Here is a 25,981-nt window from a genome sequence, read left to right as displayed (position 1 = left end):
GGGACGGCGTGGTGAAGGGCACGGTGTCCTTCACCGGCACGCCGCCGGTGATGGCGGACCTGGCGCCCAGCGCGGACCCCGCGTGTGACGGGCGGCCGGAGAAGGAGCAGGCCGTGCTGGTGAAGGACGGCAAGCTGCAGAACGTGCTGGTGCGCGTGAAGGGCCCGGTCGCGGGCGCCCCCGCGGCGCCGTCCACGCCGGTGGTGGTGGACCAGTCCAAGTGCACCTACGTGCCGCGCGTGCAGGGCGCGGTGGCGGGCCAGCAGGTGGTGTTCAAGAACAGCGACGGCACGCTGCACAACGTGCGCGGCGTGGTGGGCACGCGGCCGGTGTTCAACGTGGCGCAGCCGCCCTCGGGCGCGCCGGTGCGGAAGCCGCTGCCGTCGGACGCGGAGGTGCTGCGCCTCAAGTGCGACGTGCACCCGTGGATGACGGCCTACGTGGTGAGCAACCCCAACCCGTACTTCGCCACCACCGCCGCGGACGGCACCTTCACGCTGACGGGCCTGCCCGCGGGCACGTACACGCTGGAGGCGTGGCACGAGACGCTGGGCACGAAGACGGCGGAAGTCACCGTGAAGGACGGCGCGCCCGCGGAGGCGACGTTCACCTTCGCCGCGACGGACGCGCAGGCGAAGCAGTAGTCCCGGCTTGAAGGCGCTGGCGTCCGGGCTGGACGCCTTGCGCCGCCGTCAGGCCCGCGGGTTCGACGCGGGCCCCGGCGGCCCGGCCTTGCGCACCGTGAAGCCCACGCGCGCGCCTCCGCCGGGGCGGTTCTCCGCGAAGGCCTCTCCGCCGTGGGCCCGGGCGATGCGCTGCACCAGCGCGAGCCCCAGCCCCAGGGAGCCGGCCTCGCGCGCCTCGCCGCCCCGGTCCTTGCGGTAGAACGGCTGGAAGATGCGCGTCTCCTCTCCGGGCAGCAGCCCCGGGCCCCGGTCCTCCACGCTGAAGGCCAGGTGCTCCTCGCCGTGCTCCCGCAGCCGGAGCGCCTCCACGCCCACCCCGTGCTTGCGCGCGTTGTCGAGCAGGTTCACCAGCGCCCGGCCCAGCAGCGTCGCGTCCGCCATCAACGCCACGTCGTCCGTCTCCGGCTGCAACAGCGTCGCGGACAGCCCCACGCGCTCCAGCGCCTGCGCCGCCAGCACGCCCGCCTCCAGCGCCTTGGGCGTCAGCTGCCCGAAGTCCAGGCGGGAGCTCGCGAGCAGCTCGCCCACCAGCGCGTCCAGCTCCACCACCTCGCGGTCCACCTGATCCAACGTGCGCGGGTTGCCCCCGCCGTCGCGCAGCAGCTCCGTCAGCACCCGCAGCCGCGCCAGCGGCGTGCGCAGCTCGTGCGACACCGCCGCCAGCAGCTCGCGCTGGTCCGCCAGCTGCTTCTCGATGCGCGCCGCCATGTCGTTGAAGGACTCGGCGAGCACCGCGAACTCCCCGGTGGTGTGGCGGTCCAGGCTCGCCCGCGCGCCCAGCCGGCCCTCGCCCAGCTCCTGCGTGGCCTTCACCAGCGTGTCCACCGGCCGCGCCAGCCGGAACGAGATGCCGCCCGCCGCCGTCCACAGCACCAGCACCGCGATGCCCAGCGGCAGCACGGCGCGCAAGGGGCTCCGCGAGCGCGTTTGCAGGTAGCACGCGTGCAGCGTCCCGAGCTGCGTGTCCTGCCGCATCACCGGGATGGTCGCGTCCGGCTTCGCGCACGGCGAGCCGCCCCGGGCCACCACCGCGCCGGACAGGTCCGTCAGCTCGACGTCCACGTCCAGGTCGTCGGAGATGCCGCGCACCAGGGACTCGCGCGCGGCGGGCGCGTCCCAGACCTCCGCGAAGCGGTGGCCCACGAACGAGCGCGCGCGCTCCGTCTCCTGCCGCCAGGTGTTGCCGCCCGTCAGGTTCATCACCCACGACACCACCAGCACCGTCACCAGGATGGTGAGCCCGAACATGACGAACAGCCGGCGCCTGAGCCGCGCCTGCACGAAGGACCCCAGCCGGCCCAGGTGGAACCTGCGCCGGTGGTGGTGATGGTGTGCGCGTGCGTGGCGGCCGAAGCCCCGCGGGGGGCGCGGGATGCAGGGCTCCTCGTCGTGATGCCAGCGCCCCCAGCCCATCAGGCGCCTTCCTTGGCGAACACGTAGCCCACGCCGCGCACCGTCTTGATGAGGCGCGTGCCCTCGTCGCCCAGCTTCTGGCGCAGGTGGGAGATGTGCACGTCCACCGTGCGCTCGCTCACCACCGTGTCGTTGCGGCCCGCCTCGCCCAGCAGCGCGTCGCGGGGAATCACCCGGCCCGCGCGCCGCATCAGCGCGAGCAGCAGGTCGAACTCCAGGCCCGTCAGCTCCACCGCCTTGCCCTCCACCTTCACCTCGCGCCCGGACACGTCGATGGAGACGCCGCTCGACTCGAGCCGGTCCGCCACCGCCGCCGGCTGGGCCCGCCGCAGCACCGCGCGCAGGCGGGCGAGCAGCTCGCGCGGGCCGAAGGGCTTGGGCAGGTAGTCATCCGCGCCCAGCTCCAGCCCCACCACGCGGTCCGTCTCGTCGCCCTTGGCGGTGAGCATCAGCACCGGGATGCGGCTCCTGGCCCGGATGCGCTTGCACACCTCCAGGCCGTCCATGCCCGGCATCATCACGTCCAGGAGCACGGCGTCGAAGGCGCTCGCCTCCAGCGCCGCCAGCCCGCGGCCACCATCTGGCGCGTGGCTGACGGTGATGCCGTTCTGCCCGAGGTACTCCGCGAGCAACTCGAACATCCGGGTGTCGTCATCGATGAGCAGGACGCGGGTGGGCATGGGCGGGGGTGAATCCTAACGCGCTCCCGGTGCGCCGGCGGGGCCGGACGTGTCCTGGGGCCTGGGCGCGTGCCAGTCCCAGTACGGCGGCGCCCCGTTGCGGTAGGCGGGGCCGCCCCAGTCGCCCCGGTGGCAGGCGGAGCGGTGGTGGCGGGCGAGGCTGGCGAAGCCGGAGGCATAGCCTCCGAGGGTCCCCGCGGCGAGGAGGACGACGAGCAGACGGTGTCTCATGGGAGGTCTCCAGGAAGAGGGCAGGGGTTCTCAGACGAAGGACGCGGGGCCGTCATCGTTGTGCGGACGGCCACCCCAGCGGCCGTACCCGCCGCAGCGCCGCCCGTGCCAGCCCCGGCCCTGCCAGCCTTGGCCCCAGCCGTGCTCGATGATGTCCGCGAGCTCGCGGCGCTGGTTTGGCTCCAGCGCCTCGTGCACCTGGGACAGGGCGTCCTGCACGGCGTTGCGCAGCGTCTCCAGCGCCACGTCGTGGCGGCTGAACAGCTCGCGCAGCATCGCGCCGTCGAAGTGCTCGCCGCGCAGCGAGCCCGCGAGCGACGTGCGGCTGGGGCCCCACAGGTCCTTCACCTTGGCGAAGGCCTCGCGCACGCTCTCCACGGCCTTCACGATGACCTTCTCCTGGCCGGGCGACGTCTCCAGCCGCTCGAAGAGCCAGCGCAGCCGGGGACGGGTGTTCCAGCGGCCGCCGCGGCCGTGGTGGGAGGGGTGATGGCCGTAGCGCCCCCGGCGCAGGGTGGCGAAGAGACCGGCGAGGCAGGCGGTACCGAAGAGGAATCCGAACATGTGCTTGGCTCCAGGGAAGCAGGTCGGGCACCGACCAGGCGGGCCCGTGTCGTTTCTGACGGAGCTCAAGGTAGAAGGCGGGTGTGAAGCCCACGCCCGGGGGCGGTGAAGAAGTGTGAAGGCCTCCGGAATGCCCCGGGGGGCACCGGATGTTCCAAAACCGGGCCTCGACTTCAGCCGCTGTGTCGGATGAAGGACGGCTTCCGGCGAGAATCCACCCTCAGGAGTGGTGTTCGCGCAGGAAGTGGGTAGAGTGCCCGGCGTGCCGGGGCGGTGTTCGTTCCAGCACCGGTGGAAGGCGCGAGCCTGTCACCTGTACAGAGCAGAGAAAGAGAAGAGACTCACAATGGCATTCGGTACCGTGAAGTGGTTCAACGACGCGAAGGGTTTCGGCTTCATTGCGCAGGACAATGGCGAGGACGTTTTCTGCCATCACACTGCGATCAACATGGATGGCTTCCGCACCCTGGCTGAAGGCCAGAAGGTGGAGTTCGAAGTCACCAAGGGCCCCAAGGGCCTGCAGGCGCAGAACGTTCGCGCCGCCTGATCCAGCCGAACCCTGACCCACCCCCAGTGGTGAGTCATCGAAGCCCAGTCTCCCCCAGGGAGGCTGGGCTTTCGTCTTTTCGGACGCAGGGCAGGCGAGCGACCGCACGACGCGATCCGCCAGCGTCCGGGGTCTTCCCTACCTTCTCCCCAGGAGGAGCGCGGCGCCGCACGCCGCCTCCCAAGGAGAGGCGAACATGGGCGACACCAGCGTGAAGAAGGTCGAGAGCCGCCATTCCCCCAAGGGGGAGATGGGCCAGAAGTACCTCGCATCCGGCGTCCGTGTGGCCATGCGGCTGTGGGAGGACGAGCCGCCCGCCGAGGCCAAGCCCGCCAGCACCCGCGACTACGAGACCGTGGGCTTCGTGCTCAAGGGCCGCGCGGAGCTGCACCTGGAGGGGCAGGTGCTCGTGCTCAACCCCGGCGACTCGTGGCTCGTGCCGCGCGGGGCCAGCCACACGTACAAGATCCTGGAGACCTTCTCCGCCGTGGAGGCGACCAGCCCCATCGCGACGGCGCACGGCCGTGACGAGCACGAGGCCCCGAAGGGCGCCAAGGCCTGACGGACCGTCGCGTTCAGGGACCGCCCTTCGGAGACGCGTCCGGGGGCGTCCCGGAAGGCTCCCGTGCCAGGCGGCCCGCGTGCAAGTCACGCTCAGCCCGGAGCGGGTCGAGCCCCGCCCCTGTCAGACCCACGAGCAGGCCGCGTCCGGGGCGCATGCGAATCCTGGCCGTGGATGAGAAGCCCATTCATGAGTGGTGGTACCTGAACGCGGCGCCCCGTGGTGGCAGTCGCGCGGAGCGACTGCCCCTGCTGCGTGGCCAGGTGGACACCCTGCCTGGAGACCTGGAGGCGGTCATCGCGCTCTCGGACCTGCAGGGGATGGCGCCGCATGCCTTGCAGGACGGAGCCGCGGCGCTCCTGGGCGAAGTCGTGGCCGACGAGCTGGCGATGATGGGCGAAGCAGGGGAACTCCCTCCCGCGAGCCGCATCGGCATCGTCCTGGCGGGAGACCTCTTCTCCAACTCCACCGCGGATGAGCGGGGGGCTTCAGGGGACGTGCGGAGCGTCTGGAGTGCCTTCACCCGGAACTTCCGTTGGGTCGTCGGCGTGGCGGGGAATCACGACACGTTCGGTCCTGCCCGGGAGCGCGAGCGCTTCTTCCGCGAGCCCGGACGGGAGCTGCTGGATGGCGGCGTCGTCGCGCCGGATGGACTGGCGGTGGGTGGGGTGAGCTACATCATCGGACGCCCGGACAAGCTCAACCGGCGTGAGCAGTCCGCCCAACTGGAGCGGCTTGAAGCGGTGTTGCTCCAGGACCCGGAGGTGCTGGTCCTCCACGAAGGCCCGGACGCGCCGGGAATGGGGCTGCGCGGCAACGCCGTCATCCGTGAGGCGGTGGAGCCCTGGAGCAGGCTCCTCGTCATCTGCGGGCACTGTCATTGGGAGGTGCCCCTCGTCACGCTCGCGAGCGGAACCCAGGTCCTCAACGTGGATGCGCGCGCGGTGCTCCTCCAGCGTGCCGGGGTTTGATCAGTCCGGGGCGGAATGGGAGCGCGGGTCCGGCGTCCCCAGAACAGGTGAGGCCCGAGGGCCTCCGTCGCGTTCCGTGCTGACGCAGCCGCTTGCTGGAGAGACGCGGCGCCAGGGCTGACTCCAGGGGCGAGCCTCCGTTCTGGGGGAGTGTCTCCTTGAGCACACCGTGGCATCCGGCTTGCGTAGGGACTGGGGTCACTCCCCTCGCTTCGGAAAGCGCTCATGACCTCCAAGACGCCTTTCACCCAGGGCATCCTCATCTGCCCGACGACGCACATCGACTGGGATTGGGTCTACACGTTCGACCAGTACTACGCCTCCAACAGCCAGGCCTCGGGCTCCAGCGGCGGCCGCGACACGGTCCAGAACATCTTCAACGCCGCAGGCTCGCTCTTCTCCAGGCGGATCGGCTTCGCATTCTCCGTGACGGAGGTGGGGTACCTGCAGCGCTACGCGCGGGACAACCCGGCGGGCATCACGGCCTTCGCCGAGGCGGGCGAGGACTTCTGCCTGATGGGCGGCGGCATCACGTCTCCGGACAACCTCGTCTGCGCGGGTGAGCTCTTCATCCGCAACTACCTGGTGGGGCGCACCTGGGCGAAGCAGGTCGGGCTCGGGGGAAACCTGTACGACTCGGCGTGGCTGCCGGATGACTTCGGGCATGATCCCCAGCTGCCGGTGGTGCTGAACGCCATGGGCCTCACCACGGCCGGGCTCTCCCGCGTGCCCGGCTCGCCGCAGGGTCGCCGGGGGCCGCGCCCATCGACCCCGTGGGGCCCTCCATCGCCGCGCAGCTGAACGCCAACGGCCTGGTCTTCCAATGGCAGGCGGGAGATGGCTCCCGCATCACCGCGCTCTTCATGCCCGACACCTACGGCACGGTGGGCTACCTGGACGCGTACAACATCTCCAGCAATGCCCAGACGGTGAACCAGTTCGTCAACCAGTACCGCTCGGGGTGGCCCGGTGGCCTGCGCTTCATCCCCGTGGGCATCGACTTCGCCACGCCCTCCGTCACCTCCCCGTCGGGCGAGGTGTTGAGCTGGTTGAACGTGACCCACGGCTACAACAGCAGCTACGGCAACAGCAATGGCGTCAAGGGAACCACGGGGACGTTCAAGACATACATGGATGCCGTCCTGCAGAGCGGCGCCACGCTCCCGGTGAACGCGCCGCTCAACGCACAGAACTACTGGACGGGCTACTTCGCCAGCCGCCCCGAGCTGAAGCGGAATCAGTACGCCGCGGTGCGCGCGCTGATGTCCGCGGAGGTCATCAGCGCGCTGCTTCGCACCAGCAGCGGTTACGCCTCCTCCTCGCTGGACGCGTTCGACTCCACGGTCTGGAATGGCTGGGAGGTGCTGGCCCCCAGCTCCCATCACGACTTCGTGACGGGCACGTCGCCGGACCCCGTGTATTACGGCGAGCAGCTGCCGCTGAGTCGGCAGGGCGTCTCGGTGGCGAGGGCCGCCCTGGACCAGGGGATGGCGCTGCTCGCGCAGGGCATCTCGGCGAAGCCACAGCCCCAGGAGCTCCCTGTCGTGGTGTGCAACACGCTCGGGTTCGAGCGGGCCCATGGACTGCTGGCGGAGCTGACCCCTCCACCGGCGGACCTCCGCTTTCAGGCCGTGAAGAGCGTGCGGACCCGCGACGGGTTGCTGCCCATCCAGCGGGCCGCGAACGGGAACCTCCTCTTCAGGGCGGCGCCCCCCAGCGCGGGATACGAGACGGTCTACCTCTCCACCCTGTCCGCGCCGGGGCCCATCGTGGTTTCGCAGCCGTCCGTGGGAGACACGGCGACGCTCGAGAACGATTTGATCCGCGTGACCCTCTCCCAGGCGGAGGGGTGGGGCATCAGCCAGTTCTCATATGGGGTGGATGGCGGGAGCCACAACCTCTTCGTCTCCCAGGGCGTGGGCAACCAGCTGCGGTTCTACACCGACTCCGGCAACATCTATCAGTTTGGCAATGAGCCGTATGGCTCCACCAATCCGCCTGTCTATGGCACGTTCAGCCAGGACATGTCCGCGAAGTTCGTGGGGGGAGCCGCGCGGTGGCTGGAGCAGGGGCCGTACCGCTATCGCTTGCAGGCGGAGGTGACGGAGCAGAACAGCGGCCAGCGGTTCATGCTGGAGTACTCGCTGGTGGTGGGAGAGCGCTTCCTCCGGATGAAGCTCACGGGCGCCTCGCCCTCCGGCACGTCGGTCGCGGTGGCGTTCCCCATGGTGAACGCGAGCGGAACGGCGCCCACGACGCTCAGCTACGGCACGCCGCACTACCAGCAGGACGTCCTGCCCGTGCCCAACTGGCCCGGCCCGACCTTCGTCGCCACCCATGACTATGTGATTCCCTGCATCCAGCAGGGAAGCCAGCCGGTGGGAGGCATCTACCATCAGGGCATCCCGGCCTGGACGCTGGACAGCGAAGGCGTCCTGCTCGGCGTCGTGCTCCGCAACACCCCCGCGGGCGGCCGGGGCGCGTCCGGCAGCGACTCCGGCTGGCATGAGCAGGAGTACGTCGTGGCGCCGCCGCTGTCTGTCAATGGCACGCCTCGCCTCGGCACGCCGCTGAAGGACGCCCTGTCGGTCACCACTCCGCTGGAGGCGCGCTTCATCCCCGGCGGGCAAGAAGGCTCGCTGGCGGAGACAGGCTCGCTGGGCCAGGTCACGGCGACGAACGCCGGGACGCCCGTGGAGTCGGAGGACGTGATGATTCGCGTGGCGCGGGTGCAGGCGCCGGGAGCGGCGGGGGGCTACCCCAGCTGCGGCACGACGAGCGGCGCGATTCCGAGCAGCCTCGTGGTGCGGACCGAGAAGCGGGGCAGTCAGGCCACCCAGCTCACGGTGCGGTTCCCCTTCCTGGCGAAGGCAGCCAACGCCGAAACGCAGGCCGTCACCGCGCTCGAAGCGCCGCTGACGGAGCTGGCGGCCGTGCCTTCCGCGACCGACACCGTGACGGTGGACTCACCCCAGGCGCTCGCCGCGCTGCGCATCGCGTGGTGCCGCACCCAGGGGGGCTGAGCACGGCGCGGGCTGGGGCTGCCATCCGTCACGCCGCCAGACGTTCGTGCGGCTCGCGAACAGCTCCACCACCCGGTCGATGAACACCCGCGGGCCGGCCCCCCCCGCTCCCCGGTGGCCAGAGGAGGGCTCCACCCACGGGCCGCCGGCCCGGCAACGAAGGCTTCTCTTCCCGGGGAGGCCAGCACAGGATGACGCGAGGATGCCTCCCCGCGCCGCCCGCCCACCCCGCTGTCCGCGTTGCAACCTCGCGAAGCATCTGTGCCTGTGCGCGGAGGTCCCCCGGGTGGAGACACGCACCCGGTTCCTCTTCCTCCAGCACGTGATGGAGGTCTCCAAGCGCAGCAACACCGGGGGCGTGGCGGCGCTGGCGCTCGCGAACGCGAAGCTGCTCATCCACGGGGCGCGGGCCGGGACCTTCGACTTGGAGGTGCTCTGCGAGCCGGGGACCTGGCTGCTCTTCCCCGATGGCCCCACCGCGCCTCCGGATGCCCCCGCGCCGAGGCAGCTGGTGGTGCTGGACGCGAACTGGTCGCAGGCCCGGCGGATGACCCAGCGGCTCCCCGAGCTGCGGGCGCTCCCCCGGCTGGTGCTGCCGCCGCCGGAGCCCGGGATGCTCCGGCTCCGCGAGCCCTCGCATCCCGCCGGCATGTCCACCCTGGATGCCGTCGCCCGCGCGGTGGCGCTGCTCGAAGGCCCGGAGGCGGCGGCCCCCCCTGGCGCGGCTGGCCGCGCTCCGCGTGCAGCGCATCGCCGACTGCGGGACGCTGAGCTGAGCGCGGGGGAGGGGAACGCAAGCATGGGCTACCGGCTGATCATCTTCGACTTCGACGGGACGCTCGCGGACAGCGCGGACTGGTTTCGCGGCATCTTCAACGACGTGGCCCTCCGCTACGGCTTTCGCTCCGTCAGCGCGGAGGAGCTGGAGTCGCTGCGCGGGCAGGACAGCCGGGCCATCATCGAGCGGCTCGGCGTGCCCATGTGGAAGATGCCCTTCATCGCCTCGCACATGCGCAAGCTCGTCGCGCGAGACGCGCACCGCATCCCGCTCTTCCCGGGCGTGGAGGCGATGCTCGAACAGCTCCAGGCGCGGGGCATCACCCTCGCCGTGGTGAGCTCCAACGCGGAAGAGAACGTGCGGCGCGTGCTCGGGCCGGTGGCGTCCGCGCGCATCCGCCACTACGCCTGCGGCGCGGGCCTCTTCGGCAAGCGCGCGAAGTTCCGGAAGGTGCTGAAGGCGGCGGGCGTGCGTCCCGCCGAGGCCCTCTCCGTGGGTGACGAGGTGCGCGACATCGAGGCCGCGGCGGCCGAGGGCATCGCCACGGCCGCGGTGACGTGGGGCTACGCGACGGAGGCGCTGCTGCGCTCGCGCGCGCCCACGGTCGTCCTCACCCGCCTCGACGAGCTGCTGCAAGTCGTCGCGGCGTAGGGCCTCGCGATAACGCTCTGCTAGCGCGTGGTGTTGCGCAGGTACTGCGCGTAGAAGCGGATGGCGGCGGCGTGCTCGTCGACGGAGAGCCGCTCGTCGCGGCCGTGCATCCTCGTGAGGTCCTCGCGGTTCATGCGCACCGGCACGAAGCGGTACACGCTGTCGCTCAAGGAGTGGAAGTAGCGGGCGTCGGTGGCCGCCACGGTGAGGAAGGGCGCCACCAGCACGTCCGGGAACTGCTGGCGGATGCTGCGCTGCAACTGCCGCCACCCCTCCGTGTCCAGGCTCGACACCGGCGAGGCCTCGTCGCCCTCGGCGGCCACCTCCACGCGGGGGTCGTCCACCACCTTGCGCACGTGGGCGCGCACCTCCTCCAGGCTGTCGCCCGGCAGGAGGCGGACGTTGAGGACCGCGCGCGCCTGCGACGGCAGCACGTTGGGCTTGGGGCTGCCCTCCAGCATGGTGGCCGCGGTGGTGGTGCGGATGCTGGCGTCCGTGGAGGGGCCCCGGCCATCCGCCGCTCGATGAGGGGCGCGAAGAGCCAGGTGTTGGCGAAGAGCAGGCGCATGCCGAAGCCCATCTCCGGCCCCACGGACTCGAACAGCGCCCGCGTCCCGCCGCGCAGCTCGGGCTCGAAGGGGTGCTCCTCCAGCCGCACCAACGCACGGGCGAGGACGTTCGCGGCCGTCTGGCGCGGCGGCATGGACGCGTGCCCGCCCGCGCTGCGCACCTTCAACTCCACGCGCGCCGAGCCCTTCTCCGCCACGCCCACCAGCGCCACCGGCGCGGCCACGCCGGGCACGAGCCCCACGCCGATGGGGCCTCCCTCGTCCAGCACCGCTTCGAGGCGCACGCCCCGCTCGCGCAGCCGCTGGGCCACGAGCGCCGCGCCGTCGTGCCCGCCCACCTCCTCGTCCGCGCCGAAGGCGAGCATCACCGTGCGGCGGGGGCGGTAGCCCTGGGCGAGCAGCCCCTCCACCGCCTCCAGGATGGCGAGCACGCTGCCCTTGTCGTCCAGCGCCCCGCGCCCATGCACGTAGCCGTCCGCCACGACACCGCCGAAGGGCGGGTGGCTCCAGGTGGCCTCCGCCTCCGCGGGCACCACGTCCAGGTGGCCCATCAGCAGCACGGGCCGCAGGCCGGGCTCCGTGCCCTTCCACGTGTAGAGGTGCGCGTGCGCGCCCACGGCCTCGTGCTCGAGCTGCGCGTGCACGCGGGGAAACCCGCTGACGAGCCCGGCGTGCAGGGCCTGGAAGGCGGCGTCGTCCGCGCGCATGCCGTCGGACGCGGCGATGGTGCGGTGGCGCAGCGCCTCCGCGAGGCGGCCCGCGGCGGCGGCGGCATCCACCGGGAAGGGCTCGGCGGGCTCCGCGGCCACCTGCCGCGAAGCGAAGCGCAGCGTGCGGACGACGAGGACGCCCGAGAGGAGCAACACGAGGGCCAGCAGGACGAGGAGGACGCGCTTCATCGGCTCGGGGGTTTCCGGGGAGGGGACCGGGGAGCGTAGCAGCAGGCGTGGTGCGTCACTCCTGCCGTCGCGCTGGGACACCCCGACGCCAGGGCGAGGCCGGGGGGCTTCGACGCCAGGATTCCAACAGCTGGCATGTCCCGGCGGGCGGCTCCAGCGGAGCGGCTGGAAGGCTACCCTGCAACGGGAACGCCAGTAACAAACGGAAATACATCTTAGCGACACAGGCAGGCAATCGCCGTTTTCGTCTGGATTCCGTCCGAGCCTCCGGGGAGAGGGCTGCTCGGACCGGTCGCGGACGCAGGCAGCACCGGGGGCGCAGACATGCGGATGATGCGAACAAGGGCCGTGCTCGTGCCTGACGAGGGGGCGATGGCGCTGTCGGAGGACTACTTCCGTTCCGCGAACCACCTGCGGGCCGAACGGGTGACGCACACGCTGGTCATCGAGGACGGCGAGGGTCACGCGCAGCGCGTGCCGCTCATCGTCCGGCCCATCGAGGGGACGCCCTACCGCGACGCCATCTCACCGTATGGGTTTCCCGGAGGCGTGCTGGACGGGCTGCGGGAGGTGGCGAAGGAGGCGGTGGACTGGGAGGGGACGGGGCTCGTCAGCATCTTCGTGCGCGACCGGGTCTCCGGCCCCCGTTGCTTCGCGGGCGGGACGGAGCGCAACGAGGTGTTCTTCATCGACCCGCGCCTGCCGGTGGAGTTCCGGGAGATGCATTACCGGCACATCCGGCGCAACCTCCGGCTGGGCTTCGTGAGCACCGCGCGGCAGGTGCGCGAGGTGTCGCGCGAGGAGCGGGAGGGCTTCCTGACGGCCTACCTTCAGACCATGGTCCGCGAAGGGGCCAGCCCCCGGTACTTCTTCTCCGACGCCTACTTCGAGGAGCTGTTCTCCTCTCCCAGCGCCTGGCTGGTGACGACCCATGCGCCGGAGGGCGGCGTGGCCTCCTCCGCGCTGTGCGTCAGCAGCGACGGCATGCTGCACTACTACCTGGGCGGAACGATGGATGCGCACCTGCCGCGCTCGCCGGCGAAGAACGTCTTCGGGACGCTGGCGGAGCTCTGCACGCAGCTGGGCGTCCCGCTCCATCTGGGCGGAGGCGTCCGCCCGGGTGACAGCCTGGAGCAATTCAAGCGGAGCCTCGCCAACGCAAGCTCCCGCCTCCATACGCACGAGCTGATCTGCGAACCGGCGGTGTATGCCCAGCTGGCGGAGGGCCACGTCAGCGGCGACTTCTTCCCGGCCTACCGCGCGCCACGCCATTGAGCCGCGGTCCGAGGGCCCTGCGACGCGAGGGCCGCTGGATGCGGGGGACCTGACACCCGCCCGGGACCCCGGGGGGCATGGTGAGGACGCGCGGTGAACCCTACCCTTCGGCTCGCTCCGAGTGCTGACCGGAGAAGGCGAGGAAGGGTGAACTCGGATGAGAAGCATGTCTGCCGCTCCGGATGCCAGCCCACCGCGCCTGGTGGAGCTGGATGCGCTCCGGGGGCTCGCGGCGCTGGCGGTCGCGCTGTATCACTTCACGACGGAGTACAGCGACCTCTACGGGCACTCCGTTCCCCTCTGGGACCTGCGCTTCGGGAAGTACGGCGTCCAGCTCTTCTTCGCCATCAGCGGCTTCGTCATCCTGATGTCGCTGGAGCGCGTCGAACGGGTCCGGGACTTCGTGTGGAGCCGCGCGGCCCGGCTCTATCCGTCCTACTGGACGGCCGTCGCGCTCACCTTCACGGTGGTGACGCTGTTCGGCCTGCCGGAGCGCGAGTTCAGCTTCCAGACGGCCCTGGTCAACCTGACCATGTTTCACGAGCTGCTTCGCGTCCCGCACGTGGACACCGTGTACTGGACGCTGACCATCGAGCTGTCCTTCTACCTGTTGATGTTCGTGCTCGCGTACACGCGGACGCTCCCCAAAATCATCCCCATCTTCATCGTGCTCGTCGCGGTGCAGACCCTGGCCGAGCTGGCCGCGCAGTCCCTGGGAATGACCTTCCTCTCGCGGCTCGCGAGCCGGCCGCACCTGCAATACTTCGCGCTGGGCGTGCTGGCCTTCAAGCAAAGCCGCGGCGAGGTCTCCCTCCCTTCCGCGCTGGCGCTGGTGGGCGTCAGCCTGGCGCACGAGGTGCTCGTCGGGAGCGAGGCGCCCGTCCCCGTGTTCGGGGTGGTGCTGGGCATCTCCTGGGCGCTGTCCCGGGGCGCGCTGCGCTGGCTCACCTGGCGCCCGCTGCTCTTCATGGGGTTCATCTCCTATCCGTTCTACCTGGTCCACCAGAACATCGGCTACGTCATCATCCGGCGGCTCGAGGCCGCGGGTTGGCGTCCCGAGGCGGCCATCGCGATCGCGTTCGCGGTCGGGTTCCTGCTGGCCGTCTTCATCACCTACCGCGTCGAGCAGCCCGCGCTGCGAGCCTTCCGGCAGTGGCGGCGGAAGGCCCAGGCTCGGACGGCGGTCCCCTCCCACATCGCATGAGGGCCTCCGTGCGCTCGACGTGTGCGCGGGGGATGGCGGGCATTGCGTCGCTCATGGAAAGGATGCGCTCGAATGATGAACCACTCCGAAGCCTCGCGGCTCACGTCTCCCGGCCTGAAACCCTGCCGCGCCGCCCTGGTGCCTGACGAGGGGCGGTCCGCCGTGTCGGAGGACTACTTCCGCTCCGCGCACCACCTGCGGGCCGAAGGCGTGACGCACACGCTGCTCATCGAGGACGGCGAGGGGCGCGCGCTGCGGGTGCCGCTCATCGTGCGGCCCATTGAGGGGACGCCGTACCGCGATGCCATCTCCCCCTACGGGTATCCCGGCGGGCGGCTGGATGGGTTGAGCGAGGTGCCCAAGGGCGCCGTGGACTGGGAGGGGACGGGGCTCGTCAGCCTCTTCGTGCGCGACCGCGTCTCCGGCCCCCGCTGCTTCGTGGGCGGGACGGAGCGCAACGAGGTGTTCTTCATCGACCCGCGCCTCCCCATCGAGTTCCAGGCGGAGGCCCGCCGGCAGATGCGGCGCAACACCCGGCTGGGTTTCGTGAGCACCTGCTGCCCGGTGCGCGAGGCCACGCACGAGGAGCGGGAGGGCTTCAAGGACGTCTACCGGCAGACCATGGTCCGCGACGGAGCGCAGTCCCGGTACTTCTTCTCCGACGCGTACTTCGAGGAGCTGTTCTCCTCGCCGGAGGCCTGGCTCGCGACGACGCGCGCGCCGGACGGCCACATCGCCTCCTCCGGGGTGGGGGTCCGCAGCGATGGCGTGCTGCACTACTACCTGGGCGGGACGGCGGACGCGGACCTGGGGCGCTCGCCGGCCAAGAACACCGTCTTCGGGGCGCTGGTGGAGCTCGCCACGCAGCTCGGGCTGCCGTTCCACCTGGGCGGCGGCGTGCGGCCCGGTGACGGCCTGGAGCAGTTCAAGCGGAGCTTCTCGAACGCCAGCTCGCACCTCTGCACCCACGAGCTGATCTGCGAACCCGGGGTGTACGCGCGCCTGTCGGGGAGCAGCAGCGGCACGGGCTACTTCCCGGCCTATCGCGCGCAGCGGAGCTGAACCCCGGGGCTGTCACGCGTCGCGCAGTTCGCGGGCCAGGCGCAGGAAGGCCGCCGCGGCGGGCGACAGCCGCTGGGCGTTCCAGGCCATCCAGACGCCCGCGGGGCGCAGGGCTTCCCAGCGCAGCGCCACCACGTCTCCGCGCGCGAGCTCGTCCCCCACCGCCACCTCGGGCAGCACCGCGAGCCCCATGCCCGAGGCGACACACCGGGCCACCGCCGCCACGCTGCCGACCTCCGCGACGGCCTGGGGCAGGGGGCCTGCCTCCGCCCAGGCGCTTTCGAAGACATCGCGGTACGCGCACCCCGCCTGCGTGGAGATGAAGGCGCAGGACGCGAGCTCCCGGGCCGTGACGCTCGGCCGCCCGGTCAGGGCATGGCCCGGAGGCGCCACGAGACACAGGGGCTCGCGGGCAACCTCCTCGCACGCGACGTCGAGCCCTCGCGGCACTTCGCCGAGGAAGAGGCCGAGGTCGCTCTCCGCCTCCTGCAAGCCTCTGCGGACGTCGGCCCTTCCCGCGGGCTGCACCGTCAGCCGCACCTGCGGATGGCGCGCGTGGAAGGCCGTCAGCAACGGGGGGCTCCTCCGCGAGGCAGAGCAATTCATCCGCGTACGTCAGGAGCCGCGCGCCTGCCTCGGTGAGGCGGAGCTTGCGTCCCGTCCGGTCGAAGAGGCTCACGCCCAGGTCGGACTCCAGGCCCTGGTGGGCTCCGCGTCGCTCACGGCCGGGTGTCTGGAGCGCGGGACCGCTGACGCGTCAGGGACAGGCCTTGACACGTCAGCGGTCCATTCTCGACATCCGGGTATTACTGGAATTTGTAGTGATTCCAGCGCCTTTGCGGCCTGGGGTGGCTGGCATTGCCCTTGCGATAGGCCTGTCGTGCATGAAGAGAGACCTGACTGGCATGAGCAAGGCATGGGTGCCGCGCGCTTCGCCACGAAGTCTCCTGCCTGCCCACAACAGCCATTGGATGCCGTGAGGATGCAAGCATGTCACTCGTGAGTTGCAATGCGCAGAACCAGCTCTTTCAGCAAGGCATCATGACCGTCAAGGTCGCCTACAACATGGCCGACGCCGTCGCCAAGACCGCGAATGAGCGCCAGATCGCCGCCTACTCGGGCATCTCCGGCCTGCCGGACCTCTCCACCCCCCTGATGGTGGAGAACGTCACCAACCTGAAGAACGGCTCCCTGGTTGACAATGGAAAGGGCGTCATCGTCCCCCCGGACACCTATCTGGCCTTCCAGATTGGCTTCGGCTGCCAGGTGGGGTTCGGCTTTGGCATCGAGATCCTCCCGAGCTCCATCGCCATCGTGGACAACAACTCCCTGATCCTGCCCCGGGCGTCCGTTCCGTCCACCAACCAGTGGGCGGTCGCGGGGCAGTACGCGTTCTTCGCCAGCAACAACTACAACGGCGACATGATCTATGTCTATGACAACAACTTCGGGACGCACTCGCTGGGTCAGGAGATAGCGGCCAACTCCTACCAGATCCGGATCACCTGCACTCCGGTGCGCTCCTGGACCGACAGCGACGGCAACACGTACTCCGTGGACAGGCCGAACCTGGATCCCCCCTCGAACCCGCCGCAGCTGCCAGGCGTCATGGCGGCGGGCGACGGCGGCATCAACGTCCACGGCGGCACGGTCACCGGCTCGGGCACCTCGGGTGAAAAGTATGGCGGTTGCAGGGGCTACACGATGGACAGCCAGTCTGTCTCCATGGTGTTCGACGTGTTCGTGGTCAATCAGAAGTATTACACCACGCAGACCTATCAGCTCTTCCAGTCGAATGGCGGCGACGGCCTGAACGACTAGCGATGCCGGGTTGATGTCCTCACGAAGAAGCGACACTCCTGCAAGGAATCAAAGACAATGCCCAAGCTCAAGAACGCGGACCTGCCCAGCGATCCGCATGACTTCACCGCCCAGGACTGGCTCCACCTGTTCGAGGACCGTGGCCTCTTCCACGCCATGGTCATCACGCAGCAGCAGAATCCCACCAACGTCTTCAGCATCCACCAGGGCCTGCAGCTCACCGGGGATCTCATCCTCCCGGACCCGCTCCATCCGGACAACCACGCGACGTTCCAGTGGCTCGTCCCGAACATCACCGCCCAGCTGCACACGGTGGAGACCTTCTTCCAGACGGTGCACACCTACCACTCGCAGGGGTACGACGTGGAGAAGGCGGACATCGGCATCCCCGGCATCTTCAGCGTGAACTTCCAGCACGAACACCAGTACTCGAACGACCAGTCGTTCTCGGAGACGGACTACTACGTCACCAGCATGTACCGCGTCCCCAAGCTGCAGATCGGCTTCAGCGACGGCGCGATGACGCTGACGGCTGACTTCATCCAGGCGCTGGCGCAGGCCGTGGAGCCCGGCGTCAACGACCCTCGCAGCTACGACAACGTGACGAACGTGTTGAACACGTGGGGCCACTACTACGTGAAGCAGCTGGACCTGGGCGGCCTCCTGTACGGCACGGACACCCGGAAGGTCACCAGCATGAGCCAGGGGCACAGCTTCTCGGACAGCGTCTCCGCGGGCTTCCAGGCCAACCTGGAGCTGGAGGACGTGCCCATCTCCGGCGGCGGCAGCGGCGGTGACGGTCATGGCTCGTCCTCCAACGACGGCTCCACGCAAGCGGACAAGAACGTCACCATCAACGTCATTGGCGGCGACGGCTCGCTGATGGGCAAGTACCCGGCCTGGGCCGCGTCCTTGAATGGCAACTACGTGAGCTGGCACATCATCGACACCCTCGTGCTGGAGCCCGTCATCAACCTCATCCCCGACAAGGCCCTGCGCTACAAGGTGGCGAACACGATCAGCGCCCGATACGGCGTCACGCCGTACACGCAGGCCATCTCCAACGACGAGCAGGGCGCGCTGAACGACTGACGGCGCCCCTGGGCAGCGCACGCCCGTGCGCTGCCCTCGCGCTTGCTTCCGGGGGAGGGAACGCCATGAAATATGACACCGAGCACCTGCTGAAGCCTGTCTCCCCGGAAGCGTTCCTGCGAACGTACTTCGAGCGGGAGCGTCTGCTGATCCGCCGGGGAGACGCGGGATATTACTCAGGGCTCTTCGGCATCGAGGAGATGCTGTCGTTCCTGCAAAAGGAGAACAACGCCTATCCCAACGTGCGGATGGTGAAGGAGGGGCGTGAGACGGCGTACAGCGAGTTCTCGTCGTCCGTGTCCTACAAGGAGGCGCGGGTCAACTTCAATCATCTGATCAACCGGGAGCGCGTGTCGCGCCTGTTCCTGGAGCAGGGCCACTCGGTGATTGTCTATCAGGCGCAGACGGCCCTGGACCCCCTCCGGCGGTTCTGCGACACGCTGGAGCGGGAGTGGCGGGTGCGGGTGCAGGCGAACCTGTACATGACGCCCGCGGGCAGTCAGGGCTTCACGCTCCATTACGACACGCACGATGCCTTCATCCTGCAACTGGAGGGCGAGAAGCGCTGGCGGCTGTATGACAAGCCCATTCACCTGCCCTATGACGGCGAACCGATGCAGAACCCGGAGCAGCACCGGCCCACGTTGAACTGTGTGTTCGACGAGGTGCTGCGCAAGGGCGACCTGCTGTACGTGCCCCGGGGGCACTTCCACGACGTGAGCGCCACGGACGTGCATTCCCTGCACATGACGGTGGGCCTCCTGACCAGCCCCTGGCAGGCGCTGTTCCGGCGGGTGGTGGAGGAACTCGAAAAGGAAACCTTCATGCGCAACACCGTCCCGCTGGCGGTCTGGCAACAGGGGGAACTGGCGGCGTTCAAGGACCAGCTGAAGGCCGCGGTGATGGCGGGGCTGGACGCGAAGCTGGAGGGGCTGGTGGACGAGTACCTGGGCCGTCATGCGAACGGGAGCGCCTCCGCCGGGATCGACAGGCTGGCGCGGTCCTTCGCGCAGATGGAGAGGCCGCGCGTCCGGGTGGCCTCCGGTGGCGGGTGACATGGAACGCGTCCCCGTCCCCACCCGCCTGTACCTCCAGGATGGGCAGGCCATGCTCCAGACGGTGCGGCTGCCTGCCGCGGTCTACGAAGCGCCCTTCCTGTCAGACGGCCTGCGCCAGGCCCTGTCGGAAGGGGATGCGGCACGCTCCGCCGTGTCGTGTCCGGTGAAGGACCTGCCGGAGGAGGGAGCACTGCCGGCGGGCCTCATCTTCCACGTCTCCAGGTGCGGGAGCACGCTGGTGACCCAGCTGCTGGGGACGCTCCCGGGGGTGAGGGGCGTGAGCGAACCGGAGGCGCTGTCGCTCTACCTGCTTCATTGCGCCCAGGGCGCCTGCGCCTTCGACGCGGAGGCGTTCCGCCGGTTGATCAAGGCCTTCGGGCGGGGGGCCGGGCCCGGGGGGCGGTATGTGATCAAGTTCTCGTCATGGAACCTGCTGTTCCTGGACCGGATCCTCGACGCCCTGCCAGGGGTGCCCTGGGTGTTCCTGACGCGGGACGCGACGGAGGTGATGGCGTCCAACTTCCGGAGCCCGTCCGCGCCGCTGCGGTGGTACCGGAGCCGGGAGCCGTGGTTCAGGACGTGTTTCCCGGATTGGCCCGGAGACGAGCCGGACGCGCCTGAAGCGTTCTTCGCGGGGTGTCTGGCGCGCTACGCGCGGAAGGCACGGGAGCACGACGGCCTCGGTGCTTGTGGATGGACTACGCGCGCCTGCCTGGCATGGTGCACAGTCACCTCCTGGCCCACTTCGGATTGGCGGTGGATGCGGCGCAGCGGGCGCGGATGGACGAGAAGGGCCGCTACCGAGCGAAGGGCGACACGCGGCAGGCCTTCGTGCCCGACGGGGAGGCGAAGCGGGCGGAAGCCTCGGAGGCCATCCGGGAGGCGGTGAAGCGGTGGCTCACACCCCCTGCTGGCCCCGCTCCGGAATCAGACCGGGCGGACAGCGGGCAGGCTTGCGGTCCCAGGACGCGGGTGGTGAATTCCGCCCCTTCCGATGAGCGCCCCCCTCCAGGCCGTCCCCACCCCTGACCCCTCACGGACGAAGCTCGACGGCCTGATAATCGTGGCGCTCTTGCTGTGGGGGCTCGCGCAGCTGGCGCCGCATCTGGCCCATCCCGCCATCTACAACTGGGACGAGGCGATGCATCAGGCCGCCGCGCGCGGCACGCACGACACCTTCTTCACGCCGCACATCTACAAGGACCCGCTCTACCCGAGCGACATTCGGCACTGGTGGGCCGCGAACGTCTGGATGCACAAGCCCACGGGCCCCTTCTGGTTCGGGGCGCTGATGATGCACGTCGTGGGGGTGACGCCGCTCGCGCTGCGGCTGGCGTCGCTGCTGGGCCACCTGGCCGCGGGGGCCGCCATCTACCTCATCGCCCGGCGGCCCGCGGGGCGGCTGTGGGCCACGCTGGGGGCGGTGGGCTTCCTGGCGCTGCCCTTCGGCTGGCAGCTCGTGCAGGGGCGCTTCTTCGGGGACGTGACGGACTGCACGCTGGCGGGCTGCAACGCCGTGGCGGTGGCGCTGCTCTTCCACGCCACCCGGGAGGGCTCCTGGCGGTGGGGGCTGGCGGCGGGCGCGGTGGTGGGGCTGGGCTTCCTCTGCAAGACGGGGCTCGCGCTGACGCCGCTGGGCGTGGCCGCGACGCTGTGGGCCTTGAGCCGGCTGCGCTTCTGTCCGGGCCCCAGGCTGGGCACGGTGGTGGCCATGGTGGCCGCGGCCGGAGTGGTGGCGGCGCCGTGGAGCCTCTACTCCGCGTGGCGCTGGCCCCAGCTGCATGACCTGGAGTCGCGCGTCACGCGCGCCCACCTCTTCGATGATCCGACCGTGGACGTGGGGCCCTGGCGCCGCCCGCTGGACGCCGTCCTCAACGAGGTCAACCGCACGAGCCTCCAACCGCTTCCGACGGTGCTGCCCCTGCTCGCCTTCTGCTGGCTGCTGGTGCGCGCCGTGCGCAAGCGGGAGCTGGAGACGGTGGGGCTCGCGCTGTGGGTGGGGGCGACGTGGCTCGTCCTGTCGCTGGGCACGGTGAAGGTCCCGGCCATCGCCTGGGGCGCCGTGCCCGCCGTCCTCGCCGCGCTCGCCATCGCGGGCTCGGACGCGTGGCGCCATCCGGTGCTCGCGGCGCTGTTGCTGGCGGGGCTCGGCACGCCGCTGGCCATGGAGCACCTGCCCGTCCTGACCCGGCTGCGCGAGTCGCTGCCCGCGTCGTGGCACCAGACGCGGACCCTCCCGGGGCTCGCCGAGGGGCTGGTGCTGGCCTCCTGCGCGGCGGTGCTGACGGCGATGGTCTTCCGGCTGGCGCGCGGGCCCCGGTGGATGTCCGTGGGGCTGGGGCTCCTGGCCTCGGCGGTGCTCGCGTGGCACCTGGCCATCACGCTGCCGGTGGAGAAGGCGCGCTACGAGGACGAGCACGTCGACGAGCTGTACGTCAGCCATTCGCGCGAGGTGGGGCTGGCGTTGTCCCGGCACACGCCGGAGCGCAGCGTCGTCTTCGCCGCGCTGGACTCAGACCCGCCGCTCAGCTTCGAGAACCTGAGCCTCATGTTCTGGAGCGGGCGCATGACGTACCGGCGGGCTCCGGACGTCGCGCTGGCCCGCGAGCGGGGATACCACCCCTATCTCGTGTCGCCCCTCGCGGAGCCCTTCGCCCCCGTGCCGGGCGTGCCTCGCCAGGCCGCGCTGCGGGCCTATGACCTGGAGGCGCCGCTGCCCCAGCCCGCGCCGCTGCCCGACGGCATCACGCCGCTGTCCGTGCGACAGGGGAACCTGGAGGTGCTCGGGTTCGCGGCCGGCAAGGCAGGCCCGGACCGGGACCGCTACGCCTTCTATGTCCGGGCGCTCGGCCCGCCCCAGCCGCTGCGCATCACCTTCCACGGCCCCGACGGCATCGTGGAGCGGGTGCTGGAGCCAGGGGCGACGCTGCGCAATCCGCAGGCCCTGCGGGGCGCGGCGTGGTTCATCCTGCCCACGGTGGGCCCGCCCCGCGCGAAGGTGACGCACCTGGAGTTCGGCGCCGTGGGCCAGCGCGTGGCCGTCACTCCACGGACGCCCTGAGCCGGCTGCCACCCATGAACCGTGGCAGCCGGCCGTCCTCACGTCACGGCGTGGCCGTGGGGAGGGAGTAGTAGACGATGAGCCGCGGCCAGCGGGCCCAGGTGTTCGAGTACTCGCGCGAGTCGTACGTCGAGCGGCTCCCCGGCGAGTCCAGCCGCAAGGAGAGCAGCCCATCCATGGACAGGACCTCCTGCACCACCGGCACCAGCAGCGGGCTCGCGTTGATGCCCGCCTGCGTGGTGTACGGCACGGACCGGGTCGGGAACTGCCAGGAGCCCAGCTCGCAGCTGAAGACGGAGGGCTTGGTGTTCCAGGTGATGCCCGTCTCGCTCCAGGTGTTGTCGGGAACCCACCGCGTGTAGACGTTGCTGTCCTCGCCGGCGGTGACGTTGCCGCCCGTGGACGTGGTCACGAGGACGACGGAGGCCACCTGGGCGCCAGGCGGGAGGGCCGCGAGGTTGAAGCGCAGGAAGGTCTCCGCGTCGGCCCGGTCCACGGTCAGGCCCATGGACGTGCCCGCGTTCGCGTTCGGGTTGCTCCACCACACGGAGCTGTCCGCCACCGGGAAGAAGGACGCCGCCTCCAGGTGCGAGGTCACCCGCGGATCGCCGGGCTCGAAGTAGCTGACGACCAGCCGGGGCCGCTCGCTGGCGACGCCGTACTCCCGCGAGCGATACACCGTCTTGTAGGCCGACTTCAGGCGGAAGGAGACGAGCCCATCCGAATCCAGCGCCTGCTGCACGGGCGCCTTGAGCCTCGCGTCGGCGTTGACGCCCAGTTGCAAGGGCCTCGGCGTGCTGGCGTTGTACCAGAGCCACCAGGAGCCCAGGTCGCTCCCGCTCACCGCGGGGCGGGTGTTCCAGGTCATGGCCGTCTCGCTCCAGGTGTCGTCCGGCACCAGGTGCGCGTAGACGCTGCCGTCACCGCCGTTGGCGTAGCCGTCGTAGGCCAGCGCCTCCAGCCGGACCGAGGCGATGTGGGCGCCGGCGGGGAGGCTGCCCAGGTTGAAGCGCAGGTAGGCCTCCCCCTTCTTGTCGTCGATCCACAGGTTCTGGTTGGCGCCGTAGCTCGTGTTCGGGTTTTCGGACCAGACGTACGTGTCCGCCTCCGGCTCCAGGACCACCTGCTTGGGCGCGGGGAGCTCCTCGGGCGTGGGGCAGGGGGGCGGCACGAAGTAGGAGACGAGGAGGTGGGGCCAGCGGACCGACGTGTTCGTGTACTCGCGCGAGTGGTACAGCGTCCGATATCCCGGCGAATCCAACCGCAGGGAGATCATCCCGTCCGACTCCAGCGCCTGCTGCACGGGCGCGACCAGCTTCGGGCTGGAGTTGATGCCCACCTGGGTCGTGTACTGGCCATTGCGGTTCCACAGCAGCCAGGAGCCCAGGTCGTCACTGGAGGCGGCGGGCTGGGTGTTCCAGGTGATGCCGGTCTCGCTCCAGGCGTTGTCGGAGACCAGGCGCGTGTAGACGTTGCCGTCCGCGTCGTCATAGGCGTAGCCGTCATGGGACGTGGCCACCAGGGAGACGGCGACCACCTGCGCGTTGACGGGGACGCTGCCCAGGCCGAAGCGCAGGAAGGTCTCCGCCGCGGTCCGGTCCACGGTCAGGACGGAGCTCTTGCCGTAGTTCGCGGTGGGGTTGCCCGCCACGACCTGCGCGTCCGCCTGCGGGTAGAGGGCCACGACCTGGAGGTCGGTGGTCACCTGCGGATCCCCGGGCTCGAAGTAGTTGATGATGAGCTGGGGCCGCTCGCTGGCGACGCTGTATTCACGCGAGCGATACACCGTCTGGTAGCCGGGGGACATCAGCCGGAAGGAGACGAGCCCATCCGAGTCCAGCGCCTGCTGCACGGGCGTCTTCAACTTCGGGTCGAAGTTGACGGCCACCTGCAAGGGTTTGGGCGAGGTGTTGGGGTTCCAGAGCCACCAGGAGCCCAGCCTGTCGCCGGTCACCGCGGGCCGGCTGTTCCAGGTCATGCCTGTCTCGCTCCAGGTGTCGTCCGGCACCAGGTGCGCGTAGACGCTGCCGTCACCTCCGGGGGAGGCGCCGCTGTAGGCCAGGGCCTTCAGCATGACCGAGGCGATGTGGGCACCGGCCGGGAGGCCGCTCAGGTTGAAGCGCAGGTAGGTCTCTTCCTTGGTGGAGTCGACGTACAGGTTCTGCGCGGTGCCGTAGTTCACGCCCGGGGTGCTGGCCCGGACGAACGTGTCCGCCTCCGGCTCCAGGATGAGCTGCTTGGGCGTGGGGACCGTGATGAGCGGCGCGGCCCGGGCCTTCGCCAACGGGGCTGGCTGTGGTGTTGCTTCGCCGCCATCACAGCCAGGGACGAGCCCCGCCACGAGCGGCGCGATGAGAAGGGAACGGAGCGACTGCTTCCACGGGGGTGCGCGATGCATGCAATGGCACTCGGGGTCATGCGCGCCGGTCCTTTCCGGCGCGACGCGCACCCCTTGAGCAACCCTTGCGCCAGGGCGCGGAGGGCGCCGGATTCCCAGTCGCTTCCGGCGCTTGCGCGACGGAGGGCCGCGTGACGCCGCTCGCGACGGGGAGGAACGTGCCAGGACTGGCACGCGCGCGGAGGCACCCAGCGGACGCGGGTGTCATGGGGCTCGCGGCCGCGATGCCTCCACCCTTCAGTCGCGCCGCTTCAGGACGAACCTCCAGGCCAGCGGCATGAGCAGGCCCGCGATGGCGGCCTTGAGCAGTCCGCCAGGAATGAAGGGAACGAAGCCCTTCTGGAAGGCCGTGGCGAAGTCGAGCCCGGCCTTCACCCGGAGCCAGGACACGCCCATGGCCAGGATGAGCAACTGGCCCGCGAGGAACAGCGGCACCGCCGTCCACCACCGCCGGTCGTAGCCCTGGCGCGCCGCGAGACCCACGAGGAGGGCCGCTGGGAGGAAGGCCACCAGGAAGCCGCCGGTGGGCCCGGTGAGCGCGCCCCAGCCGCTGGCTGCCTTCGCGAAGAACGGCAGTCCCATCGCCCCCAGCAGGAGATAGCGACCTGCGCGGCCAGCCCCCGTCCAGGCCCGAGCGCGGCCGCCGTGAGGACGACCGCGAGCGTCTGGCCCGTGATGGGCACCGGCGACCCCGGCACCGGGATGGCGACCTGGGCGAGCAGCGCGGTGCAGAGCGCCGCGCCCAGGACGAGCGCCCCCTCCTGTGCGCGCGTGCGCACGAAGCCGTCAGCCAGGACGCGATGGGTGGATTCGGAGGGGAGGGGAGCCACGCGCCGATGCTCGGCGAGGGCGGAGGCCGGTGCAAGGCTGCTGGCGCCAGCGACGAAGCGCGACGGGCACCCACGGGCATCATGAAACAGCTACGGTCCCGGGCCTCTCGTGGTTGGAGGCTTCCCTTTTGACGACTCCCTTGCTCGGCACATCGTTGTTCCTGGTCCCGGTAACGTCGCTCTACGCCGCGCTCAACGCCTTCCTCACGCTGGCGCTCTCCGTCAACGTCAGCCGGTGCGCACCCAGCACAAGATCTTCCGGGGCGACGGAGGCCATGCCGGCCTGGGAGCCGCCATCCGCGCGCATGGCAACAACGTCGAGCAGGTCCCCCTGGCGCTCATCCTGCTGCTGCTGGCGGAGCTGAGCGGTGGGAACTCGACGGCGCTCCACGTCTTCGGTGGCGCGCTGCTGGTGGCGCGCCTGGCGCATGCCTTCGGGCTGCTGCGTGGAAGCCCCGTCCAGGCGGCCGGCGCGGTGCTGACCCTGGCCGTGCAGCTGGGATTGGCCGGCTGGGTGCTCTGGCTGCGGCCCTGGGGCTGAAGCCGTCACCTACCCCGCGTCCTCCTTCGCCCGCGCCCGGACCTCCGCCGCGAACAGCGCCGCCG

General features: G+C 70.5%; 23 protein-coding genes and 3 pseudogenes. 16 read left to right on the top strand and 10 right to left on the bottom strand.

Features of this window, described 5'->3' with window-relative positions; translation table 11 throughout:
* The coding region (locus ACLEQD_RS09315) for a carboxypeptidase regulatory-like domain-containing protein (protein WP_410383154.1) at positions 1-644 on the top strand (644 nt) is incomplete at its 5' end.
* Positions 645-692: 48 nt separating this feature from the next.
* On the opposite strand, the gene ACLEQD_RS09310 is transcribed toward ACLEQD_RS09315, so the two are convergent.
* Genes ACLEQD_RS09310 through ACLEQD_RS09295 form a run of 4 tightly spaced genes read right to left on the bottom strand, consistent with a single transcriptional unit; the run spans position 693 to position 3,574 of the window.
* A complete protein-coding gene (locus ACLEQD_RS09310; protein WP_410383153.1) occupies positions 693-2,099 on the bottom strand; it encodes an ATP-binding protein in 1,407 nt (468 codons plus the stop codon).
* Complete coding sequence (locus tag ACLEQD_RS09305) at positions 2,099-2,779, bottom strand: response regulator transcription factor (RefSeq protein WP_410383152.1); 681 nt, start codon at positions 2,777-2,779, stop codon at positions 2,099-2,101. Before ACLEQD_RS09305 ends, ACLEQD_RS09310 begins: the two co-directional genes overlap by 1 nt.
* A 15-nt stretch (positions 2,780-2,794) precedes the next feature.
* The gene (locus tag ACLEQD_RS09300; RefSeq protein ID WP_410383151.1) at positions 2,795-3,010 is read right to left on the bottom strand and encodes a hypothetical protein; all 216 of its coding nucleotides are present in this window, start codon (positions 3,008-3,010) and stop codon (positions 2,795-2,797) included.
* 30 nt (positions 3,011-3,040) lie between these two features.
* Complete coding sequence (locus tag ACLEQD_RS09295; protein ID WP_410383150.1) at positions 3,041-3,574, bottom strand: periplasmic heavy metal sensor; 534 nt, start codon at positions 3,572-3,574, stop codon at positions 3,041-3,043.
* Between the two features lie 346 nt (positions 3,575-3,920).
* On the opposite strand from ACLEQD_RS09295, the gene ACLEQD_RS09290 reads away from it, so the two are divergent.
* The 6 genes from ACLEQD_RS09290 to ACLEQD_RS09265 all read left to right on the top strand — a co-directional run bounded on the left by ACLEQD_RS09290 (position 3,921) and on the right by ACLEQD_RS09265 (position 10,106).
* Complete coding sequence (locus tag ACLEQD_RS09290; protein WP_120529680.1) at positions 3,921-4,121, top strand: cold-shock protein; 201 nt, start codon at positions 3,921-3,923, stop codon at positions 4,119-4,121.
* Between the two features lie 196 nt (positions 4,122-4,317).
* Positions 4,318-4,683, top strand: a complete 366-nt coding sequence (locus ACLEQD_RS09285; protein WP_410383149.1) for a cupin domain-containing protein — start codon at positions 4,318-4,320, stop codon at positions 4,681-4,683.
* A gap of 155 nt (positions 4,684-4,838) precedes the next feature.
* Entirely contained in the window at positions 4,839-5,654 is an 816-nt protein-coding gene (locus tag ACLEQD_RS09280; protein WP_410383148.1) for a metallophosphoesterase family protein, read from the top strand.
* A gap of 225 nt (positions 5,655-5,879) precedes the next feature.
* Positions 5,880-6,455 carry a hypothetical protein gene (locus ACLEQD_RS09275; RefSeq protein WP_410383147.1) on the top strand — a complete coding sequence of 192 codons (576 nt, stop codon included), beginning with the start codon at positions 5,880-5,882 and terminating at the stop codon, positions 6,453-6,455.
* Positions 6,428-8,677 carry a hypothetical protein gene (locus tag ACLEQD_RS09270; RefSeq protein WP_410383146.1) on the top strand — a complete coding sequence of 750 codons (2,250 nt, stop codon included), beginning with the start codon at positions 6,428-6,430 and terminating at the stop codon, positions 8,675-8,677. The genes ACLEQD_RS09275 and ACLEQD_RS09270 overlap by 28 nt, the downstream gene beginning before the upstream one ends.
* A gap of 286 nt (positions 8,678-8,963) precedes the next feature.
* On the top strand, positions 8,964-10,106 hold the full coding sequence (locus ACLEQD_RS09265) for an HAD hydrolase-like protein (RefSeq protein WP_410383145.1): 1,143 nt from the start codon (positions 8,964-8,966) through the stop codon (positions 10,104-10,106).
* 20 nt (positions 10,107-10,126) lie between these two features.
* Here ACLEQD_RS09265 and ACLEQD_RS09260 read toward each other — a convergent pair.
* Both ACLEQD_RS09260 and ACLEQD_RS09255 read right to left on the bottom strand, forming a co-directional pair.
* Positions 10,127-10,660 (bottom strand): annotated as a pseudogene (locus tag ACLEQD_RS09260) (M20/M25/M40 family metallo-hydrolase); the annotation flags it as partial.
* Positions 10,661-10,920: 260 nt separating this feature from the next.
* Positions 10,921-11,226 (bottom strand): annotated as a pseudogene (locus tag ACLEQD_RS09255) (M20/M25/M40 family metallo-hydrolase); the annotation flags it as partial.
* A 696-nt stretch (positions 11,227-11,922) separates the two neighbouring features.
* Between ACLEQD_RS09255 and ACLEQD_RS09250 the strand changes: the two are divergent.
* From ACLEQD_RS09250 to ACLEQD_RS09240, 3 genes are all read left to right on the top strand, one after another.
* Complete coding sequence (locus ACLEQD_RS09250) at positions 11,923-12,849, top strand: GNAT family N-acetyltransferase (protein ID WP_410383144.1); 927 nt, start codon at positions 11,923-11,925, stop codon at positions 12,847-12,849.
* A 157-nt stretch (positions 12,850-13,006) separates the two neighbouring features.
* Complete coding sequence (locus tag ACLEQD_RS09245; protein ID WP_410383143.1) at positions 13,007-14,053, top strand: acyltransferase family protein; 1,047 nt, start codon at positions 13,007-13,009, stop codon at positions 14,051-14,053.
* A gap of 72 nt (positions 14,054-14,125) precedes the next feature.
* Positions 14,126-15,115 carry a GNAT family N-acetyltransferase gene (locus tag ACLEQD_RS09240; RefSeq protein WP_410383141.1) on the top strand — a complete coding sequence of 330 codons (990 nt, stop codon included), beginning with the start codon at positions 14,126-14,128 and terminating at the stop codon, positions 15,113-15,115.
* Positions 15,116-15,127: 12 nt separating this feature from the next.
* On the opposite strand, the gene ACLEQD_RS09235 is transcribed toward ACLEQD_RS09240, so the two are convergent.
* Positions 15,128-15,721 (bottom strand): LysR family transcriptional regulator substrate-binding protein, encoded by a 594-nt coding sequence (locus tag ACLEQD_RS09235; RefSeq protein WP_410383140.1) that lies wholly within the window; start codon positions 15,719-15,721, stop codon positions 15,128-15,130.
* Between the two features lie 31 nt (positions 15,722-15,752).
* A pseudogene (locus ACLEQD_RS09230) lies at positions 15,753-15,812 on the bottom strand (hypothetical protein); the annotation flags it as partial.
* Positions 15,813-16,105: 293 nt separating this feature from the next.
* Between ACLEQD_RS09230 and ACLEQD_RS09225 the strand changes: the two are divergent.
* The 5 genes from ACLEQD_RS09225 (at position 16,106) to ACLEQD_RS09205 (ending at position 22,147) form a co-directional block, all read left to right on the top strand.
* Entirely contained in the window at positions 16,106-16,936 is an 831-nt protein-coding gene (locus ACLEQD_RS09225) for a hypothetical protein (RefSeq protein WP_410383139.1), read from the top strand.
* 57 nt (positions 16,937-16,993) lie between these two features.
* Positions 16,994-18,028: an MAC/perforin domain-containing protein gene (locus ACLEQD_RS09220; RefSeq protein WP_410383137.1), complete on the top strand. Its 1,035-nt coding sequence runs from the start codon at positions 16,994-16,996 to the stop codon at positions 18,026-18,028.
* A 65-nt stretch (positions 18,029-18,093) separates the two neighbouring features.
* The gene (locus ACLEQD_RS09215) at positions 18,094-19,083 is read left to right on the top strand and encodes a cupin domain-containing protein (RefSeq protein WP_410383136.1); all 990 of its coding nucleotides are present in this window, start codon (positions 18,094-18,096) and stop codon (positions 19,081-19,083) included.
* A gap of 1 nt (position 19,084) precedes the next feature.
* Positions 19,085-19,975, top strand: a complete 891-nt coding sequence (locus ACLEQD_RS09210; protein ID WP_410383134.1) for a hypothetical protein — start codon at positions 19,085-19,087, stop codon at positions 19,973-19,975.
* A gap of 105 nt (positions 19,976-20,080) precedes the next feature.
* Positions 20,081-22,147 carry an ArnT family glycosyltransferase gene (locus ACLEQD_RS09205; protein ID WP_410383133.1) on the top strand — a complete coding sequence of 689 codons (2,067 nt, stop codon included), beginning with the start codon at positions 20,081-20,083 and terminating at the stop codon, positions 22,145-22,147.
* A gap of 43 nt (positions 22,148-22,190) precedes the next feature.
* On the opposite strand, the gene ACLEQD_RS09200 is transcribed toward ACLEQD_RS09205, so the two are convergent.
* Both ACLEQD_RS09200 and ACLEQD_RS09195 read right to left on the bottom strand, forming a co-directional pair.
* Complete coding sequence (locus ACLEQD_RS09200; protein WP_410383132.1) at positions 22,191-24,545, bottom strand: DNRLRE domain-containing protein; 2,355 nt, start codon at positions 24,543-24,545, stop codon at positions 22,191-22,193.
* A gap of 237 nt (positions 24,546-24,782) precedes the next feature.
* A complete protein-coding gene (locus tag ACLEQD_RS09195) occupies positions 24,783-25,127 on the bottom strand; it encodes a biotin transporter BioY (RefSeq protein WP_410383131.1) in 345 nt (114 codons plus the stop codon).
* Between the two features lie 483 nt (positions 25,128-25,610).
* Between ACLEQD_RS09195 and ACLEQD_RS09190 the strand changes: the two genes are divergently transcribed.
* Positions 25,611-25,916, top strand: a complete 306-nt coding sequence (locus ACLEQD_RS09190; RefSeq protein ID WP_410383130.1) for an MAPEG family protein — start codon at positions 25,611-25,613, stop codon at positions 25,914-25,916.
* The last annotated feature ends 65 nt before the right edge of the window (positions 25,917-25,981 follow it).

Source organism: Corallococcus sp. 4LFB (assembly GCF_046520365.1).
GTDB classification, from domain to species: domain Bacteria; phylum Myxococcota; class Myxococcia; order Myxococcales; family Myxococcaceae; genus Corallococcus; species Corallococcus caeni.
This window is presented reverse-complemented; position numbering and strand designations above follow the sequence as displayed.

What these genes read in the sequence shown, in the direction of transcription:
- ACLEQD_RS09310 (WP_410383153.1), bottom strand. Translation starts at nt 2,099, where the DNA reads ATGGGCTGGGGGCGCTGGCATCACGACGAGGAGCCCTGCATCCCGCGC.
- ACLEQD_RS09305 (WP_410383152.1), bottom strand. Translation starts at nt 2,779, where the DNA reads ATGCCCACCCGCGTCCTGCTCATCGATGACGACACCCGGATGTTCGAG.
- ACLEQD_RS09300 (WP_410383151.1), bottom strand. Translation starts at nt 3,010, where the DNA reads ATGAGACACCGTCTGCTCGTCGTCCTCCTCGCCGCGGGGACCCTCGGA.
- ACLEQD_RS09295 (WP_410383150.1), bottom strand. Translation starts at nt 3,574, where the DNA reads ATGTTCGGATTCCTCTTCGGTACCGCCTGCCTCGCCGGTCTCTTCGCC.
- ACLEQD_RS09290 (WP_120529680.1), top strand. Translation starts at nt 3,921, where the DNA reads ATGGCATTCGGTACCGTGAAGTGGTTCAACGACGCGAAGGGTTTCGGC.
- ACLEQD_RS09285 (WP_410383149.1), top strand. Translation starts at nt 4,318, where the DNA reads ATGGGCGACACCAGCGTGAAGAAGGTCGAGAGCCGCCATTCCCCCAAG.
- ACLEQD_RS09280 (WP_410383148.1), top strand. Translation starts at nt 4,839, where the DNA reads ATGCGAATCCTGGCCGTGGATGAGAAGCCCATTCATGAGTGGTGGTAC.
- ACLEQD_RS09275 (WP_410383147.1), top strand. Translation starts at nt 5,880, where the DNA reads ATGACCTCCAAGACGCCTTTCACCCAGGGCATCCTCATCTGCCCGACG.
- ACLEQD_RS09245 (WP_410383143.1), top strand. Translation starts at nt 13,007, where the DNA reads ATGAGAAGCATGTCTGCCGCTCCGGATGCCAGCCCACCGCGCCTGGTG.
- ACLEQD_RS09240 (WP_410383141.1), top strand. Translation starts at nt 14,126, where the DNA reads ATGATGAACCACTCCGAAGCCTCGCGGCTCACGTCTCCCGGCCTGAAA.
- ACLEQD_RS09235 (WP_410383140.1), bottom strand. Translation starts at nt 15,721, where the DNA reads ATGAATTGCTCTGCCTCGCGGAGGAGCCCCCCGTTGCTGACGGCCTTC.
- ACLEQD_RS09225 (WP_410383139.1), top strand. Translation starts at nt 16,106, where the DNA reads ATGTCACTCGTGAGTTGCAATGCGCAGAACCAGCTCTTTCAGCAAGGC.
- ACLEQD_RS09220 (WP_410383137.1), top strand. Translation starts at nt 16,994, where the DNA reads ATGCCCAAGCTCAAGAACGCGGACCTGCCCAGCGATCCGCATGACTTC.
- ACLEQD_RS09215 (WP_410383136.1), top strand. Translation starts at nt 18,094, where the DNA reads ATGAAATATGACACCGAGCACCTGCTGAAGCCTGTCTCCCCGGAAGCG.
- ACLEQD_RS09210 (WP_410383134.1), top strand. Translation starts at nt 19,085, where the DNA reads ATGGAACGCGTCCCCGTCCCCACCCGCCTGTACCTCCAGGATGGGCAG.
- ACLEQD_RS09205 (WP_410383133.1), top strand. Translation starts at nt 20,081, where the DNA reads ATGAGCGCCCCCCTCCAGGCCGTCCCCACCCCTGACCCCTCACGGACG.
- ACLEQD_RS09200 (WP_410383132.1), bottom strand. Translation starts at nt 24,545, where the DNA reads ATGCATCGCGCACCCCCGTGGAAGCAGTCGCTCCGTTCCCTTCTCATC.
- ACLEQD_RS09195 (WP_410383131.1), bottom strand. Translation starts at nt 25,127, where the DNA reads ATGGGACTGCCGTTCTTCGCGAAGGCAGCCAGCGGCTGGGGCGCGCTC.